The organism is Sphingorhabdus sp. YGSMI21, from assembly GCF_002776575.1.
Lineage (GTDB): Bacteria > Pseudomonadota > Alphaproteobacteria > Sphingomonadales > Sphingomonadaceae > Parasphingorhabdus.
The window spans coordinates 2,972,441-2,988,528 of record NZ_CP022548.1 but is presented as its reverse complement, the minus strand read 5'-3'; the positions used below and the strand labels follow the sequence as shown (position 1 = coordinate 2,988,528).

The window sequence follows — 16,088 nt, the reverse complement described above, 5'->3', positions numbered from 1 at the left end:
ATGTATCAATATGACCAATATGACCAGAAAATGGTCGACACACGTGTCGAGGAATTCCGCGACCAGGTGAAACGCCGGCTCGCTGGAGACCTGACCGAGGACCAGTTCAAACCGCTGCGGCTGATGAACGGCCTCTATCTGCAACTCCACGCCTATATGCTGCGGGTTGCCGTTCCTTATGGGACGCTGAGCAGCAAGCAGATGCGGATGCTCGGCCATATTGCGCGCAAATATGATCGCGACTACGGCCATTTCACCACCCGCCAGAATATCCAGTATAACTGGATCAAGCTGGAAGACGCGCCCGACATTCTCGCCGATCTGGCGTCTGTCGAAATGCACGCCATCCAGACCAGCGGCAATTGCATCCGCAATATCTCGTCCGACCAGTTCGCTGGGGCAACAGCTGACGAGATCGCCGATCCGCGCCCCTGGGCCGAAATATTGCGGCAATGGTCAAGCTTCCACCCGGAATTTTCCTATCTCCCCAGAAAATTCAAATTTGCCGTGATCGCCAGCGACACCGATCGGGCGGCCATGCGGCTGCACGATATCGGTATCCAGCTGGTCCACAATGACGCGGGCGAACTGGGCGCGAAATTCTTTGTCGGCGGCGGCATGGGCCGGACGCCGATGATCGCACCGGAAATCCGCGACTTTGTGCCTGCTGACGAGTTGATCAGCTATGCCGAGGCCTGCCTGCGCGTCTACAACCGCTACGGACGGCGCGACAATAAGTATAAGGCACGGATCAAGATCCTCGTGCACGAACTCGGCAAGGAGGAATATACCCGCCAGGTCGAGGAAGAATTCGCCCATATGAAGACTCTGGGCCTCAATCCCCCGGTCGAAGAGCTGGCGCGGATCACGCAATATTTTCAGGATCCGCCGTTTGACACGCAGGCAAGTGTCGATATCGACCTGTCCGACCCGGATTTCGCCCTTTGGGTGGATCAGAATATTTCCGAGCACAAACAGCCCGGCTATGCGATTGCGACGATCAGCCTGAAGCCGCGCGGCGGCATTCCGGGCGACGCATCATCGGCCCAGATCGACCTGATGGCCGATCTTGCCGAGCAATATAGTTTTGACGAACTGCGCGTCACGCACAGCCAGAATATCGTGCTGCCGCATGTCAAAAAGAGCGATCTCTACGCGATCTGGCAAAAGCTGGAGGAAGCCGGTCTGGCTCCGGCCAATCTCGACCTGATCACCGACAGCATCGCCTGCCCCGGTCTCGATTATTGCAGCCTCGCCAATGCCCGCTCCATTCCCCTCGCCCAGAAGATCAGCGAACGCTTCGCCGATCTTGGCCGTCAGCGGGAACTGGGCGAACTGAAGCTCAAGATCTCCGGCTGCATCAATGCCTGCGGCCACCATCATGCCGGTCATATCGGCATCCTGGGCGTCGACCGGAAAGGCACGGAAAATTACCAGCTGCTGCTCGGCGGTTCGGGCGCGGAAGACGCCAGTCTGGCGAAGATCACTGGTCCCGGCTTTACCGAAGACGGCGTGATCGACGCCATCGAAACGGTGACTGATCTCTATCTCGAACAGCGCGAGGATGGAGAGCGGTTCATCGATACCTATCGCCGTGTCGGCATGGCCCGGTTCAAGGAGGCTATCTATGGTTGAAGCAATCCGTTTACGCGATGACGAGGTCCATGAAGAACCGGCGGTTTCGCTCGATTCCTTTCTGGACCAGTCGAATGCCACGGCCGTTCGCATAGAAGCGGGCGAAGACGCGCGTCTTTTGCTGCCCTATCTCGACCGCCTGTCGCTGGTGGAAATCGATTTTCCTGCCTTTGGCGACGGCCGCGGCTATTCCGCCGCGCAGATATTGCGCGAATCCGGCTATACCGGCGAATTGCGCGCCAGCGGTGATGTGCTGCTCGATCAGCTTCCCTATATGCGGCGCTGCGGCTTCGATGCCTTTGCCCCCGATTCGCCGATCAACCCCGCGCTGATGGAAGAAGCGATCAAGCGTTACGACCATGTCTATCAGGCAACGTCTGACCAGCGCACCCCGATCTGGAGGCTCCGTCATGGCTGAAGCCGCACGCAAGATCGACACGATCGATGTTCGCCCCGACTTTACGCAGGCCGACGCCGACGCCCTGAACCAGCGGTTCGAGGGTGTCGACACGACGACCATGCTGAAGGCCCTGTTCGATGAACGACAGCTCGGTGAAGTCGCCGTGGTCTCGTCTTTCGGCACCGAAAGCGCGGTCCTGCTGCATCTGGTTGCAGCGGTTGACCCGACCATTCCCGTGACCTTCGTCGATACGCTCAAGATGTTTCCGGAAACGCTGGAATATCGCGACACGTTGATCAGCCTTCTCGGCATCAAGAACGCCAATATCGTCGCTCCAGAGGCGGCCGTGCTGGCGGAAAAGGACGAGAACGGATTGCGCTGGTCCTATGACCCGGACGGCTGCTGCGAAATCCGCAAGGTCGAGCCGCTGGCCCGGGCCAAGGCCGGTCTCAACAGCTGGATATCGGGCCGCAAGGCATTCCAGTCGGTGACCCGCAACAATATTCCGCGCTTTGAAATCGACGATGGCCGTTTGAAGATCAATCCGCTCGGTGACTGGATCAAGGATGACCTGGAAGCCTATTTCGAGGAACATGATCTGCCGCGTCACCCGCTGGAGGCCGAAGGCTATCTGTCGGTCGGCTGCGCGCCCTGCACTTCAAAAGTGCTGCCTGGCGAGGATCCCCGTGCCGGACGCTGGCGCGGGTGGGACAAGTCCGAATGCGGCATTCACGAGGATGTGACGCCGCTGCCGGATACCGAAGACAAAGGCGTGAACGACCCGATCTTCTAGTTATCAGCGGCGCTGCGAGAAGTTCTTCCGCTCGGGCTAATATTCGTCAGGGCCTTCGCTATAGGCCAGATCACCGAATTTCGTGAATTCGCTGATGAAGCTCAGCTGGATATTCCCGGTCGAGCCCTGACGGTTCTTTGCGACAATGACCGTCGCCTTGCCTTCGGCCTGGACATGATCGCGTTCCCAGTCCTCATATTTCTTGATCTGGTCGGGCGTGGAATTGGCATCGGGCACGTCCGGCTTCACCGCCATGTGATAATATTCCTCACGGAAGATGAACATCACGATATCCGCGTCCTGCTCGATCGAACCGGATTCGCGCAGATCGGACAGTTGCGGCCTTTTGTCTTCGCGGCTTTCGACTTGCCGGCTCAACTGCGAGAGCGCCATGACCGGCACTTGCAGTTCCTTGGCCAGAGTCTTGAGGCCACGGCTGATTTCCGAAATTTCGTTGACCCGGTTGTCATTGGCGCGGCCAGAGCCCTGCAGCAGCTGCAAATAGTCTACGACAATCAGACCGATGCCCTGACGCCTCTGCAGGCGCCTTGCCCTTGTCCGCAGCGCGGCAATGGTCAGGCCTGGCGTGTCATCAATGAACAGTGGCAGGTCCTGTAAATCCCGCGATGCCATGGCAAGCCGGTGCATTTCATCCCGGCTGATCGAACCCATGCGCAATTTTTCCGAACTGATCTCGGCCTGTTCCGACAGAATCCTGGTGGCCAGCTGGTCGGCCGACATTTCCAGACTGAAGAAAGCGGTCTTGGCGCCAAGCGAATCTTCCGGCGCGATTCCGTCGTTCATGTCGCGCAAATAGCGGTTTGCCGCGTTGAAGGCGATATTGGTTGCGAGCGAGGTCTTGCCCATGCCCGGACGTCCGGCAAGAATGAGCAGATCGCTTCGGTGCAGGCCGCCCATTTTCGCGTTCACATCGGTCAGGCCGGTGGTGATGCCGGACACTTTGCCGCCGCTGTTGAAGGCCCGCTCGACATTGTTCAGCGCCTCGGTCGAAGCCTGCAGGAACGACCGCACGCCGCCTTCTTGCGCCTCGCCTTCGGACACCCGGTAGAGAGCGGTTTCCGCTTCCTCGATCTGTTCCTTGGGGTCGACGGTCTCGCTGGTATCCAGCGCGCTTTCGACGAGCGTGCGCCCGACACTGACCAGTTCGCGAAGCAGAGCCAGGTCGTAAATCTGGTTCGCAAAATCCCGGGCCCCGATCAGGCCGGCGCCGTCACCGGTCAACTTGGCGAGATAGGAGGGGCCACCGAGCGCCTTCATCGCTTCATCCGACTCGAAATAGGGCTTCAGCGTAACCGGCGTGGCCACCATATTCTTGTCGAGAAGCTTCAGCGCCTGCTCGTAAATCCGCCCATGCAACGGTTCGTAAAAATGTTCCGGCCTCAGCCTTGTCTGCACATCTTCGGCGACCCGGTTGTCGATCAGCAACGCGCCGAGAAAAGTCGCCTCTGCCTCGACATTGCGCGGCAGGCGCTGTTCTTCATGTTCATCATTCTCGAAACGCATCAATTCGGCCATGGCTCCTCATTCACCCTGAATCGATTCTCGGCAAGGGTCCGCTGAGAAAAATTTGGTAAACGCGGGGGACAGTTCTGTGGAAAATTTGCACTTGTCGTGCTGCACCGCAAAAACCCTTGTCCTGAGACCTGCGCTGCGGCAACAGGGCGCTATGTCCGATCCGCGCATCATCTCCGTTGAACTCGACGAGGCCACAATCTTGTGGCGCAACGCCGATATCGAACAGGAACGGCGGATCGCGATCTTCGATCTGATCGAGGACAATTATTTCAAGCCGCTCAAACAGCATGATGACGGCTATGCCGGGCCCTATCAGTTGCAACTGAGCGTCCAGGAGGGGCGGCTGGTAATTTCCATCGGCCGCGAAAATGGCGAACCGCTGGAGACTTTGATTCTGGCGCTCGGCCGGTTCCGGCGGCCGATCCGCGACTATTTCGCCATTTGCGACAGCTATTATCAGGCGATCCGCAAGGCCAGCGCGGCGGAAATCGAAACCATCGACATGGCCCGGCGCGGGGTTCACGACCAGGGCGCGGAACTGCTTGTCGAGCGGCTCGAGGGCAAGATCGATGTCGATTTCAAGACCGCCCGCCGTCTCTTCACATTAATCTGCGTATTGCATATCAAGAATTGAGTGATTCTTCCGCTGCGTATCAGGGAACCAGGGTGGCCAGTCGAGACATGAGAAAAAATCTGATCAGCCTTGCCGTGATCGCTGTGGCCTTGCTCGTCATCGCCTTCATCCTCCGGAATATTGCGGTCAGCTGGGCGCCGTCCCGCGACCAATATCCGGTGCAGGGAATTTCGGTCGACGAAAGCCATGGTACCATCGTCTGGCATGTCGCGGGCGCCACCGGAGTCGACTTTGCCTATATCCAGGCCACCGCCGGCGCGGACAAGCGTGACGCGAATTTCGCCGCGAATATCGAGGGCGCGCGGGAAGCCGGTATCCGCCACGGCGCGCTTCACAATTATTCGCTCTGCCGCCTGGCCACCGATCAGGCCACGATGTTTGTCACCACCGTACCGCGCGGTAAAAATATGCTGCCGCCCGCCATTCGTCTGGCCTTCGACAATGGCTGTGGCGACCGTCCCGGTCGCGCCCTGGTGCTGAGCGAGCTCAACACCTTTCTCAACCAGATCGAATCGCATAGCGAGAAACGCGCTATCATCGCGGTGTCGCGGGAATTCGAGGAACTGTACAATATTAGCAGCGGGATCGACCGGACCTTCTGGCTGGAAGCCAATTTTTTCCCGCCCGACTATGCCACCAAGCCATGGGTGATGTGGCGTGCTTCCGACATGCGCCGGATCAGCGGGGTTGACGGCCCGATAAACTGGAACGTAGTGCGTCCATGAGTATCAACAGGAATCCGATATGAGCATTTTATCCGACCGCTGGATCCGCAACGAAGCCAGACATTCCGGCATGATCGAACCTTTTGTTGAAGGCCAGAAGCGCGAGGGATGTATCAGCTACGGCCTGTCCTCCTATGGCTATGACGCGCGGGTATCCGACGAGTTCAAGATTTTCACCAATGTGAACAATGCCGTCGTTGATCCCAAGAATTTCGCCGAGAACAGCTTTGTCGACCGCAAGACCGACTGCTGCATCATCCCGCCGAACAGCTTCGCCCTTGCCCGGACCGTCGAATATTTCCGGATACCGCGCGACGTGCTGGTCATCTGCCTCGGCAAATCGACCTATGCCCGCTGCGGAATCATCGTCAATGTCACACCGCTGGAACCGGAGTGGGAAGGCCATGTCACGCTGGAATTTTCCAACACCAGCCCCCTGCCCGCCAAAATCTATGCCAATGAAGGCGCCTGCCAGTTTCTGTTTCTGAAAGGCAACGAGCCTTGCGAGACGAGCTATGCCGACCGGTCGGGCAAATATATGGGGCAAAAAGGTGTGACTCTGGCCAAGCTCTAGGCCATAGCAGGACCAATTAATTCCCCGATTAAACAATCTGCAGGAGAGCTCGTCATGTCCGTAGCAAAAGAATTTGATGTCATCATCTATGGTTCCACCGGCTACACTGGCCGTCTGGTCGCCGAATATATGGCGCAGCAATATGGCATCGGCAAAGACGCTCCGAAATGGGCGATGGCGGGCCGCAGCCTCGACAAGCTCGAAGAGGTCCGCGATCTCATTGGCGCGCCAAAGGATACGCCGCTGGTCGTGGCCGATTCCGATGATGCCGCCTCGATCGACATGATGGCGAGCCGGACCAAGGTCGTGCTGACCACGGTCGGCCCCTATCAGCTCTATGGCGACGAACTTGTTGCCGCCTGCGTCAAGAATGGCACCCATTATGTCGATCTGTGCGGCGAGCCTGGCTGGATGCGCGAGATGATCGACCAGCATCAGGAAGCGGCGGAGAAATCGGGCGCGCAGATATGCTTCTCCTGCGGCTTCGACTCGATCCCCTTCGATCTCGGCGTGCTGATGCTGCAGAAGGAAATGAACAAGCGCTATGGCAAGCCAGCAACCCGGGTCAAAGGCCGGGTGCGCGCGATGGAAGGCACATTTTCCGGTGGCACCGCTGCCAGCCTGAAAGAAACGATGAAGGCGATTGCCAAAAACCCGGGCCTGGTAAAGATTCTGGCGAGCAGCTTTGGCCTGACCCCCGGCTTCAAGGGCGTGGATCAGCCGAATATGACGCTCCCGAAATATGACAAGAGCATCGACAGCTGGGTCGCTCCCTTCATCATGGCGGCCATCAACACGAAGAATGTCCACCGGACCAACTTCCTGCTCGACTTCCCCTTTGGCGAAGATTTCAAATATGACGAGATGGTCGTCACCAGCCCCGGCGACCTCGGCAAGAAAGCCGCCGAAATGATGGCCAAAGCCAATCCTCTTGGCGGCGAAGACGGCCCGAAACCCGGCGAAGGCCCGACCAAGGAACAGCGTGAAAACGGCTATTATGATGTCCTGTTCCTGGGCGAGACGGCTGACGGCGAAACCGCTGCGCTGTGCGTCAAGGGCGACAAGGACCCCGGCTATGGCTCGACCTCGAAAATGATCGCGGAATCGGCGCTCTGCCTGGCCCAGGACGCGAACAAGAAGAGTGGTGGCGTCTGGACGCCGGGCGCGTTGATGGGCGAGAAGCTGGTCAAGCGTCTGGAAGCCAAGGCCGGCCTCAGCTTCGTTGTGGAAAGCTGACGGCTGACCAATTTCGCTCGACCATTTCATGCCGGATTGTCGGGCGGAACAATATTCTGTCATTTCACCCTTGAAACTCCGCTTTTCAGGACAAATTTATTAGCATCATGCTGAATCGTCTTCTTCGCAGAAAAAAGGCCTCCAGACCGCTTGATCACGCGACCGTTCCGGAGGGACGGCGGATCTATGCGATTGGTGACGTCCACGGGCGTAATGACCTGTTGCTGCAACTGCTCGGCAAGATCATCAAGGATGACGGCGAACGGGACAAGGCGGACAGCGAGATCATCTTCCTGGGCGATCTGGTCGACCGGGGACCGGACAGCGCCGGCGTCCTCGACACGGCGATGCAGATCAGGGAACAATTGCGCAATGTCCGTTTCCTGATGGGCAATCACGAGGAAGTCTACCTCGCCGCAGCTACCGGCGACGAAAAGTCCGTCCGTTTCTTCAACCGGATCGGCGGACGCGAGACGATCCTGAGTTACGACATCAGTCTGAAGGAATATATCGAGCTCGACATAGTCCAGCTTGCCGAACGCATTCCCGAGCTATTCCGCCAGGAACATATCGAATTTATCAAGGGATTTGAAGACCATGTGATCATCGGCGACTATGCATTCGTGCACGCCGGCATCCGCCCTGGCATCCCGATTGCCGAACAGCGCAAGAAGGACCTGCGCTGGATCCGCGAGGATTTTCTGTCTGCACAGGAAGCGCACGAGAAGGTGATTGTCTATGGCCACACGATCACCGATGACGTGGTGGAAAGCGGGAACCGGATCGGTATCGATACCGGCGCCTATTATTCCGACAAGCTGACCGCGCTTTGCCTCCAGGGGTCGGAACGCTGGTATCTCGACACCGCCTCATAAAAAAACGGCGGAACCGTGAGGTCCCGCCGCTTTCGGTCTGCTATGCAGACGATCATATTGAATTGCGGGCCGTTCAGGCGACCTGCGCGGTCGGAGCGAGTTCTTCTTCCATATCGCGCAGGACATAGCCCCTGCCCCATACGGTTTCGATATAATTTTCGCCGCCGCAAGCCAGCGACAGCTTCTTGCGCAGCTTGCAGATAAACACATCGATAATCTTGAGTTCCGGCTCGTCCATTCCGCCATAGAGATGGTTGAGGAACATTTCCTTGGTCAGCGTTGTGCCCTTTCGCAGGGAGAGCAGCTCGAGCATGGCATATTCCTTGCCAGTCAGATGCACGCGGTTGCCATCGACTTCCACCGTCTTCGCATCAAGATTGACCGCCAGTTTGCCGGTGCGGATAACGCTCTGCGAATGGCCTTTCGAACGGCGCACAACCGCATGGATGCGGGCAACCAGTTCGTCCCGGTGGAACGGCTTGGTGACATAATCGTCAGCACCGAAGCCGAAGCTGCGGACCTTGCTGTCCATTTCGCTGATGCCGGAAAGAATGAGAACCGGCGTTTGCACTTTCGCTACGCGCAGTTTCTTGAGCACATCATAACCATGCATGTCGGGCAGGTTGAGATCGAGCAATATGATGTCATAATCATAGAGCTTGCCGAGATCGAGGCCTTCTTCGCCCAGATCCGTTGTATATACGTTGAAACCTTCGGTCGTCAGCATCAGCTCGATAGCTTTTGCGGTCGTTGGTTCATCTTCAATCAGCAGCACGCGCATCAGGCAGCCCCTTTTTTCTTAATTGCTCGCTCCGGATCGATCACTGTGCCGACCCGATGGATCATTTATTAACCATAAGATGAATGAACGTAAAAGGTTAATTTTTCCCTAAGGCAGGATTCAGCACGAGTCGCGAGCAGTCGAATGACTCTGTAACCCGCAGAAATGAGTCGTTTCAGGACTCCCGCCCATGGCGAAAAAAAAATTAACTTTTTGCCGTTGCGGGGGCAAAAATGTCGCGATTGGGCCCGAAGAGGCCCTGATTTGTGACAGATATGTTTAAAGTCGATACTGAATTTGCGGCTAATCACACGCTTCATCAACAAGCTCTGTCGTCTCGCGGCACATGCGGCTAGTAACCGGATATGGTTGATATTCCGGAAAGTGCGATCACCGAGACCTTTCTTGCCGCCAGCGGCCCTGGCGGCCAGAATGTCAACAAGGTGGCGACCGCGGTCCAGATGCGGGTCGATATCTATGCGCTCGGGCTCGAGCCTTATGCCTTTCGCAAGTTGCGGACGTTGGCCGGCCGCAAAATGACAAGCGGCGGCGAACTGGTCCTGACGGTGCGGGAATATCGGACCCGCGAAGCCAATCGGGCAGAAGCAAGGCGCCGCGTGGCGGAAATGATCGAACAGGCCTATCAGCGCGATGCCCGGAGGATCAAGACCCGCCCGAGCAGAGCCGCCAAGGCCAGACGGGTGGAATCGAAGAAGAAGAAAGCCTCGGTCAAGAAGACGCGCGGCAAACCGTCTCTCGACTGAACCCCTGCCCCACAGACCCGCTTGTGACAAACCGGTCCGCAGGATCCAGAGAGGCTGGCCTGCCGGATAGGAAACGGTTAAGACACCGCTAACCAAAGCGCAGCCGGAAAGGTAAAAATCACCGATGCTGGATATTTCGATTGATCCGGACCAACCCGCGGCAGAACTTTATGCCGACCTGACGTCCTTCGCCACCGCGCTGGTCGACGGCGAACCCGATGCTATCGCCAATATGGCGAACATCGCCGCGCTGATCTGGCAATATGTGCCCGGGCTAAACTGGGCCGGCTTCTACCGCGTCATTGACGAGGAACTGGTGCTTGGCCCGTTTCAGGGCAAGACCGCCTGTATCAGGATAGCCATTGGCGCGGGCGTGTGCGGTACGGCAGTGGCAACCGGCGAGGTCCAGCGAGTGGCCGACGTCCACGCCTTTCCCGGCCATATCGCTTGCGATGCCGACAGCCGGAGCGAATTGGTCGTTCCGGTCCTGAAGGACGACAAGGTAATCGCCGTGCTCGATCTCGACAGTCCGCGGCCCGACCGTTTCGGGGTAGAAGACGAAGCAGGAATGGTCCGGCTGATCGGGGCAATTGCTAATGCCCTTGGTTAATTTGGCGCTAACCAACATGCCCCATTTCGAGACAAAGCGCTAAATCAACTCTATTTTACAAGCGGCTAATGGTCAAAGCCCCCGAAAAATGGTAAATGTTCATTAACCAAATTTCGGTCGGACACGCTTCTTGCATGTCTGAAACTAGGGAGTTGTTAACCATGAAGACCCTCTTACTTACCGGCATTGCCGGTGTTTTGGCAGTGGCACCAGGATCGGCCATTGCAGCCATCGACTCGACATCGGGGGAAGCACCGACACCAATGGTCGACCTGAGCTTTGCCTCGTCGACCGCCCTGGCGAACCCGGCGGCAGCAAGCCGGCAGCACAATGGCAATATGCGCCAGATGAAAGGCCATCGCGGCACGTCCAGCTATGTTCGCCGTGGCCGGATGGGCTATGATCGCAATTATCGCAAACCCTACCGCGGGTTCCGCCTTCCCATAACCTATATCCAGCCAAGCTATTTCATCAGCAATTTCGGCTATTATGGTCTTAGCCAGCCGCATTATGGCTATGGCTGGTCGCGCTATTATGATGATGCGGTGCTGACCGACCGCTACGGCGTGGTCCAGGACGCGCGCTATAATGTCGATTGGGACCGTTATAATCAGGGCTATCAGGACGGCTATCGTGACGGCTATGCCGCTTATGATCCCGGCGTGTTCACCGGCGATGACCGAGTGGTTGCAACGCCCCGCGCCTATAACCACCGCGACCAGTCCACCTATCGCGGCGACTGGCAGGGCTCCTATCGCGAAGACGGCAGCTACCAGGGCGAATGGCAGGGCACCTACCGGGACGCCGATGGACAGGTCTATCAGGGCGAATATTCCGGTACTTTCATCGGTGACGGCAATATGTCGCCGCACTGGAGTTCGGAAAGAGAAGCCCGTTCCGACCATTATGCCCCCTATCCCGATGATCGCGGCTATGACCGGCAGCGCGCGGAGGATCTCGCCTATCTCGAACGGTGCAAGAAAAGCAGCGGCATCGGTGGCGCTATTGTGGGTGGCGCCATTGGCGCATTTGCCGGCAATCGCATTGCCGGTAGCGGCAACCGCCTCGCCGGATCGCTGATCGGTGGCGGAGTGGGCGCCGTCGCTGGTGCGGCGATCGATCAGGGAACCGATCGTTGCCGCAAGCTGCTCAAGCAATATGGCTATGACCAGCAGCAGCCGAACAGCCACCGGGAATATCCACCGGTGCAGCATCGCCGGCCGCTGCCGCCGCAAGGCCATCCGACCTATCCGAGCGGCTGGAACGGCTATTATAGCCCGGGCTATTATTATGCGCCGGCCCAGCCGATGATCACCACGATTGTCATCCAGTCCGCTCCGGTCACGACCACGACGACCACCACCTATATCGAGGAAGAAGTGGTCTATTCGGCGCCGAAGCAGAAGAAGCGCTGGAAGCCGGCGCCGAAGAAAGTCTGGAAACCGGCACCGAAAGCCGTGCCGCTGAAAGGCTGTCAGCAGGCGCGCTGCCTGTACGACTGACACGAGCGATAACAGTTAAAAAGCCTGCCAACCGGATGAGGTTGGCAGGCTTTTTTTGAACCATGATCGGCTAGCGGAAAATCAGTTCGGACATTGCAACTTCAGCAACGCGGCGGGATCGAACCTCTGCCAGCCATCCGGACCGAGCCTCTCGAGCGGGCGAAAGCGGACCTTATATTCCATTTGTGGCGAGCCATCGACCCAGTAGCCGAGATAGACATAGGGCAATCCGGCGGTCTTGGCGCGCAGGATATGATCCATGATGATATAATTGCCGAGACCGGCGCGCTCGCCATGGTCCGCATCAAAGAAGCTGTAGATCATCGACAGGCCGTCACCCTGCTGATCGGTCAGGCAGGCTCCGACCAGACGGCCCTTGCTGCCATCATCGGTCGGCTCGCGATATTCGATCACGAAGCTTTTGACCGGCGACTGTTCGACCATGTCGGAATAGTCCATCTCGTCCATCTCGGCCATGCCGCCGCCGGGATGGCGTTTGGCGAGATAATTCTGGAGCAGCTGAAACTGTTCGTCGGTGGCCCAGGGCTCGCAGGCTTCGACCACCAGATCGCTGTTCCGGCGGATCAGCTTTCTCTGCGTGGCGCTGGGACGGAATTCGTCGGTCAATACCCGGACCGAAACGCAAGCCTTGCAGTCCAGACAGCTGGGCCGGTAGGCGACATTCTGGCTGCGACGGAAACCGATCCGGCCGAGCGCGTCATTCAGCTCTTCGGTATGGGGCCCGTTCAGTTCGGTAAAAACCTTGCGTTCATTCTTTCCGGGCAGATAGGGGCATGGGCTGGGATTTGTCACAAAGAATCGCGGGAAGCGAACGGGTGCAGTCACAAAGCCGGCCTTTTGTTACATTCTTGAGAATCGACAAGGACAATATGCAGCGCGACAATCAAAATGAAAAGGCGATTTACCACATTCATTCATATTAAGTCGGACGAACCGGGTCCAAAAAAAAACGGGGCGAAAACCGCCCCGTTTTCCATTTGGTCAAATATAGCTCAGGGGCTTGTCGGTTCATTATCATCGGCAATGATGATGATACCGGCGATAACCGCTGCCGCAGCCAGAAGCGCGATCAATATGCCATTTTCGCCTTCCAGCTTCTCGAGGGTTACAGACTTGGCATCGGTCCGCTGTACAGCCACAGCCGATGCAACGCTATTGGTCGATTGTGCCACAACGGGTGAGGCAACCAAAGTGAATGCTGCGAGGCTAGCAGCCAGTTTACCGAATTTCATAAAAGATGCTCCAATCAGGTCTTGTCGAAAGATTAAAAGCTCAAAACTGAACTTTCATGCGCCCTGTTGAATTCCGAAGGATTTCCTCAAAAAATCAGCCTTCGTGCGTAGCCATTTATCTTATTTAGTGATTCGTCGCAACCATCTCGCGCAATCAAATGCGTGAAGTGGCCCCTTTTCCGGACATTTTTTCCTTATGCTCAGTCCCGGACGAATGCGGGCTTGCCCCCGATCCATGTCTGCAGAACCTGGAGCTTCCGGATCTGGGCCGGGGTCGCCAGCATGATATCCTGATCGATGATCAGGAAATCCGCCCTTTTTCCAGGCTCCAGGGTGCCCAGCCGGTCTTCGGCAAAGGCAGCATAAGCCGCACCATATGTATAGGCCTGCCAGGCCTGCTCGCGGTTCAGCCTTTCGGCCGGCATCCATCCGCCAAACGGCTGGCCAGAGGCGTCCTCGCGGGTCATCGCCGCTGCCAGACCGGCAAAGGGGTTGGGCAATTCCACCGGAACATCTGTCCCGAACGCGAGAACCGCTCCGGAATCGCGAAGCGATTTCCAGGCATAGGCGCCTGCGAGCCGCCCCTGCCCAAGCCGCGCCTCGGCCATCAGCCGGTCGGAGGTCTGGTGCACGGGCTGCATCGAGGCGACCGTCCCGCTGGCAGCAAAGCGAGCGATATCGACCGGATCGATGATCTGCGCATGTTCGACCCGCCACCGCCGATCGCCCTTGTAAGTGACCCGCAACTCCTCGATCGCCGACAATATCTCGTCATTGGCCTTGTCGCCGATTGCGTGGACCGCGGTCTGGAAGCCGTCCATGGCGGCGCGGCTCATTTTATTCTTGAGTTGCGCCGATCCAAGCATCGCCAGCCCGCGTTCGCCGGGCTTGTCCGCATAGGGCTGTTTCAGCAGAGCGCCGCGCGACCCCAGCGCACCATCGAGATATAATTTGACCCCTGCCAGTTTCAGATGATCCTCATAGAGCCAGGGTGAAGGCGCCGGACCGGCAATGGCGACCATGTCCTCGATACCCGAGGCGTAAGAGACGATCCGGATTTTCAGCTGGCCCTTGTCCCCTGCCCGGCGAAAGCTCTGCCAGTCCTGCATCGTCGTGCCCATGTCGGCGATCGACGTTACGCCGTTGGCCAGCAATATTTCCTGTGCCTTGGCAAGCGCCAGATCGCGCTCCACCGGACGCGGTGCCGGGATCGCCGCTTCAAACAGCCCCATTGCCGCATCGACAAAAATACCGGTCGGCTTGCCTCCGGCCTTCTCGATCGAGCCGCCGCTGGGTGATCTGGAAGAATTTGAGACACCTGCGGCCTTCATCGCAGCGCCATTGACCCAGGCCGCATGACCGTCGACGCGGGAAAGATATACCGGACGGTCGGGGACCACGCTATCCAGTTCCGCCGCAGTCGGGAAACGACCGAGCCCCCAGATTTCCTGGTTCCAGCCATTGCCGATGATCCAGGGCTTGCCCGGATTATCCGCAGCATATCGAGCGATTTTGGCGAGCGCCTCGTCCAGCGTTCTGCTGTCGGACAGATCCAGCGTCAGTGCGCCAAAGCCCATGCCCATGACATGGCCGTGCGCATCAAAAAAACCGGGGATCAGCGTACGCCCCTTGCCGTCAAACTGGAAATCGACATCGCGCGGCCGCTTGTCCTTGCGATTGAGCAGCTGTTTCACTTTGCCGTCGTCGTCGATATGCATCGCGACAAAACGGACGACCTTGCCCTCGCTGTCGAGCGTCATGCCATTGACATTTTCAATCAGGCTGTCGGCCTGCGCGATACCGGGCACAAGAAAAATGCTCGCCGTGATCGCGCCGCATATCCAGCCATGATTTTTCCGTCTGCCGCCCATGATAGTCGCCTTTTTTATTTTCTTTTCGGAAGCCGGGAAACCAATGAACTCGTGTCATTGCGTCCGCCGCCTGCGGCCTGCACTTCTGCATAAAATTGGTCAACCAAGGCCGCCACCGGGATGGTGGCGCCGTTGGTCCGGGCCTCTTCGATCGCCAGCCCCAGATCCTTGCGCATCCAGTCGACGGCAAAACCGAAGTCGAACTTGTCTTCGGCCATCGTCGCCCAGCGATTGTCCATTTGCCAGCTTTGCGCAGCGCCGCCGGAAATCGCTTCATAAACTTTGTCCAGATCGAGCCGGCTGGCCTGGGCAAAGCGCAGCGCTTCCGACAGACCTTCGAGTACCCCGGCAATCGCGATCTGGTTGCACATTTTCGTGGTCTGGCCGGCGCCGGTGCGCCCGACATGGACGATCCGCCCGGCATAAGCGGCCATGATCAGTTCGGCGGCCGCAAAGGCTTCCTCGCTACCACCGCACATGATCGACAAAGTGCCGTTTTCCGCTCCGGCCTGACCGCCGGAAACCGGTGCGTCGACGACATGGATCCCGCGTCCCTCCGCTTCCACCGACAATTGCCGGGCAATGCGCGCCGACACGGTAGTGTGATCGATGAACAGGGCCGCGGCAGCCATGGTCGAAAAGGCGCCATCACGCCCCATCGTGACCGATGCCAGATCGTCGTCATTGCCAACGCAGGTGATCACGATTTGCTTGTCCCGTGCCGCCTCGGCCGGGCTGTCCGCGATCGCGCCGCCATGTTGGGCCACCCATGCCTCGGCCTTGGCTCTGGTCCGGTTATAGACGGTGAGTTCGTGCCCGGCTGCGGCCAGATGCCCGGCCATGGGTCCGCCCATCACACCGATCCCGATAAATGCAATTTTTGCCATGATATCCCCTAA

Annotated in this window: 17 protein-coding genes; 11 read left to right on the top strand and 6 right to left on the bottom strand. The window is 58.1% G+C overall.

Annotation, left to right across the window (positions count from 1 at the left end; all coding sequences use genetic code 11):
- The 3 genes from CHN51_RS14360 to CHN51_RS14350 are packed head-to-tail and all read left to right on the top strand — an operon-like array spanning window position 1 to window position 2,828.
- A complete protein-coding gene (locus CHN51_RS14360; protein ID WP_100094635.1) occupies window positions 1-1,635 on the top strand; it encodes a nitrite/sulfite reductase in 1,635 nt (544 codons plus the stop codon).
- Window positions 1,628-2,053, top strand: a complete 426-nt coding sequence (locus CHN51_RS14355) for a DUF934 domain-containing protein (RefSeq protein ID WP_100094634.1) — start codon at window positions 1,628-1,630, stop codon at window positions 2,051-2,053. Before CHN51_RS14360 ends, CHN51_RS14355 begins: the two co-directional genes overlap by 8 nt.
- Window positions 2,046-2,828, top strand: coding sequence for a phosphoadenylyl-sulfate reductase (locus CHN51_RS14350; protein ID WP_100094633.1), 783 nt, complete (start codon window positions 2,046-2,048; stop codon window positions 2,826-2,828). The genes CHN51_RS14355 and CHN51_RS14350 overlap by 8 nt, the downstream gene beginning before the upstream one ends.
- A gap of 36 nt (window positions 2,829-2,864) precedes the next feature.
- Here CHN51_RS14350 and CHN51_RS14345 read toward each other — a convergent pair whose 3' ends face one another.
- A complete protein-coding gene (locus CHN51_RS14345; protein WP_100094632.1) occupies window positions 2,865-4,364 on the bottom strand; it encodes a replicative DNA helicase in 1,500 nt (499 codons plus the stop codon).
- Between the two features lie 151 nt (window positions 4,365-4,515).
- On the opposite strand from CHN51_RS14345, the gene CHN51_RS14340 reads away from it, so the two are divergent.
- The 5 genes from CHN51_RS14340 to CHN51_RS14320 all read left to right on the top strand — a co-directional run bounded on the left by CHN51_RS14340 (window position 4,516) and on the right by CHN51_RS14320 (window position 8,408).
- Window positions 4,516-4,998, top strand: a complete 483-nt coding sequence (locus tag CHN51_RS14340; RefSeq protein WP_089134646.1) for a UPF0262 family protein — start codon at window positions 4,516-4,518, stop codon at window positions 4,996-4,998.
- 47 nt (window positions 4,999-5,045) lie between these two features.
- Window positions 5,046-5,723 (top strand): GH25 family lysozyme, encoded by a 678-nt coding sequence (locus CHN51_RS14335; RefSeq protein ID WP_100094631.1) that lies wholly within the window; start codon window positions 5,046-5,048, stop codon window positions 5,721-5,723.
- Window positions 5,724-5,742: 19 nt separating this feature from the next.
- Window positions 5,743-6,297: a dCTP deaminase gene (gene dcd / locus CHN51_RS14330; RefSeq protein WP_100094630.1), complete on the top strand. Its 555-nt coding sequence runs from the start codon at window positions 5,743-5,745 to the stop codon at window positions 6,295-6,297.
- A 54-nt stretch (window positions 6,298-6,351) separates the two neighbouring features.
- On the top strand, window positions 6,352-7,533 hold the full coding sequence (locus CHN51_RS14325) for a saccharopine dehydrogenase NADP-binding domain-containing protein (RefSeq protein WP_100094629.1): 1,182 nt from the start codon (window positions 6,352-6,354) through the stop codon (window positions 7,531-7,533).
- 107 nt (window positions 7,534-7,640) lie between these two features.
- Window positions 7,641-8,408: a metallophosphoesterase family protein gene (locus tag CHN51_RS14320; protein WP_100094628.1), complete on the top strand. Its 768-nt coding sequence runs from the start codon at window positions 7,641-7,643 to the stop codon at window positions 8,406-8,408.
- Between the two features lie 73 nt (window positions 8,409-8,481).
- On the opposite strand, the gene CHN51_RS14315 is transcribed toward CHN51_RS14320, so the two are convergent.
- Window positions 8,482-9,189 (bottom strand): response regulator transcription factor, encoded by a 708-nt coding sequence (locus CHN51_RS14315; protein ID WP_100094627.1) that lies wholly within the window; start codon window positions 9,187-9,189, stop codon window positions 8,482-8,484.
- A gap of 365 nt (window positions 9,190-9,554) precedes the next feature.
- Between CHN51_RS14315 and arfB the strand changes: the two genes are divergently transcribed.
- The 3 genes from arfB (at window position 9,555) to CHN51_RS20220 (ending at window position 12,065) form a co-directional block, all read left to right on the top strand.
- Window positions 9,555-9,953: an alternative ribosome rescue aminoacyl-tRNA hydrolase ArfB gene (arfB, locus tag CHN51_RS14310; protein ID WP_100094626.1), complete on the top strand. Its 399-nt coding sequence runs from the start codon at window positions 9,555-9,557 to the stop codon at window positions 9,951-9,953.
- A 124-nt stretch (window positions 9,954-10,077) separates the two neighbouring features.
- A complete protein-coding gene (locus CHN51_RS14305) occupies window positions 10,078-10,563 on the top strand; it encodes a GAF domain-containing protein (RefSeq protein ID WP_100094625.1) in 486 nt (161 codons plus the stop codon).
- A gap of 161 nt (window positions 10,564-10,724) precedes the next feature.
- On the top strand, window positions 10,725-12,065 hold the full coding sequence (locus tag CHN51_RS20220) for an RcnB family protein (protein WP_240616742.1): 1,341 nt from the start codon (window positions 10,725-10,727) through the stop codon (window positions 12,063-12,065).
- An 81-nt stretch (window positions 12,066-12,146) separates the two neighbouring features.
- Here the strand turns inward: CHN51_RS20220 and CHN51_RS14295 are convergent, their stop codons facing one another.
- The 4 genes from CHN51_RS14295 to CHN51_RS14280 all read right to left on the bottom strand — a co-directional run bounded on the left by CHN51_RS14295 (window position 12,147) and on the right by CHN51_RS14280 (window position 16,076).
- Window positions 12,147-12,911 carry an arginyltransferase gene (locus tag CHN51_RS14295; protein ID WP_100094624.1) on the bottom strand — a complete coding sequence of 255 codons (765 nt, stop codon included), beginning with the start codon at window positions 12,909-12,911 and terminating at the stop codon, window positions 12,147-12,149.
- Between the two features lie 167 nt (window positions 12,912-13,078).
- Entirely contained in the window at window positions 13,079-13,318 is a 240-nt protein-coding gene (locus tag CHN51_RS14290; RefSeq protein WP_100094623.1) for a hypothetical protein, read from the bottom strand.
- Between the two features lie 200 nt (window positions 13,319-13,518).
- Complete coding sequence (locus CHN51_RS14285) at window positions 13,519-15,189, bottom strand: amidohydrolase (RefSeq protein ID WP_100094622.1); 1,671 nt, start codon at window positions 15,187-15,189, stop codon at window positions 13,519-13,521.
- Between the two features lie 14 nt (window positions 15,190-15,203).
- Entirely contained in the window at window positions 15,204-16,076 is an 873-nt protein-coding gene (locus tag CHN51_RS14280) for an NAD(P)-dependent oxidoreductase (protein ID WP_100094621.1), read from the bottom strand.
- Between the last annotated feature and the right edge of the window lie 12 nt (window positions 16,077-16,088).

What these genes read in the sequence shown, in the direction of transcription:
- CHN51_RS14360 (WP_100094635.1), top strand. Translation starts at nt 1, where the DNA reads ATGTATCAATATGACCAATATGACCAGAAAATGGTCGACACACGTGTC.
- CHN51_RS14355 (WP_100094634.1), top strand. Translation starts at nt 1,628, where the DNA reads ATGGTTGAAGCAATCCGTTTACGCGATGACGAGGTCCATGAAGAACCG.
- CHN51_RS14350 (WP_100094633.1), top strand. Translation starts at nt 2,046, where the DNA reads ATGGCTGAAGCCGCACGCAAGATCGACACGATCGATGTTCGCCCCGAC.
- CHN51_RS14345 (WP_100094632.1), bottom strand. Translation starts at nt 4,364, where the DNA reads ATGGCCGAATTGATGCGTTTCGAGAATGATGAACATGAAGAACAGCGC.
- CHN51_RS14340 (WP_089134646.1), top strand. Translation starts at nt 4,516, where the DNA reads ATGTCCGATCCGCGCATCATCTCCGTTGAACTCGACGAGGCCACAATC.
- CHN51_RS14335 (WP_100094631.1), top strand. Translation starts at nt 5,046, where the DNA reads ATGAGAAAAAATCTGATCAGCCTTGCCGTGATCGCTGTGGCCTTGCTC.
- dcd (WP_100094630.1), top strand. Translation starts at nt 5,743, where the DNA reads ATGAGCATTTTATCCGACCGCTGGATCCGCAACGAAGCCAGACATTCC.
- CHN51_RS14325 (WP_100094629.1), top strand. Translation starts at nt 6,352, where the DNA reads ATGTCCGTAGCAAAAGAATTTGATGTCATCATCTATGGTTCCACCGGC.
- CHN51_RS14320 (WP_100094628.1), top strand. Translation starts at nt 7,641, where the DNA reads ATGCTGAATCGTCTTCTTCGCAGAAAAAAGGCCTCCAGACCGCTTGAT.
- CHN51_RS14315 (WP_100094627.1), bottom strand. Translation starts at nt 9,189, where the DNA reads ATGCGCGTGCTGCTGATTGAAGATGAACCAACGACCGCAAAAGCTATC.
- arfB (WP_100094626.1), top strand. Translation starts at nt 9,555, where the DNA reads ATGGTTGATATTCCGGAAAGTGCGATCACCGAGACCTTTCTTGCCGCC.
- CHN51_RS14305 (WP_100094625.1), top strand. Translation starts at nt 10,078, where the DNA reads ATGCTGGATATTTCGATTGATCCGGACCAACCCGCGGCAGAACTTTAT.
- CHN51_RS20220 (WP_240616742.1), top strand. Translation starts at nt 10,725, where the DNA reads ATGAAGACCCTCTTACTTACCGGCATTGCCGGTGTTTTGGCAGTGGCA.
- CHN51_RS14290 (WP_100094623.1), bottom strand. Translation starts at nt 13,318, where the DNA reads ATGAAATTCGGTAAACTGGCTGCTAGCCTCGCAGCATTCACTTTGGTT.
- CHN51_RS14285 (WP_100094622.1), bottom strand. Translation starts at nt 15,189, where the DNA reads ATGGGCGGCAGACGGAAAAATCATGGCTGGATATGCGGCGCGATCACG.
- CHN51_RS14280 (WP_100094621.1), bottom strand. Translation starts at nt 16,076, where the DNA reads ATGGCAAAAATTGCATTTATCGGGATCGGTGTGATGGGCGGACCCATG.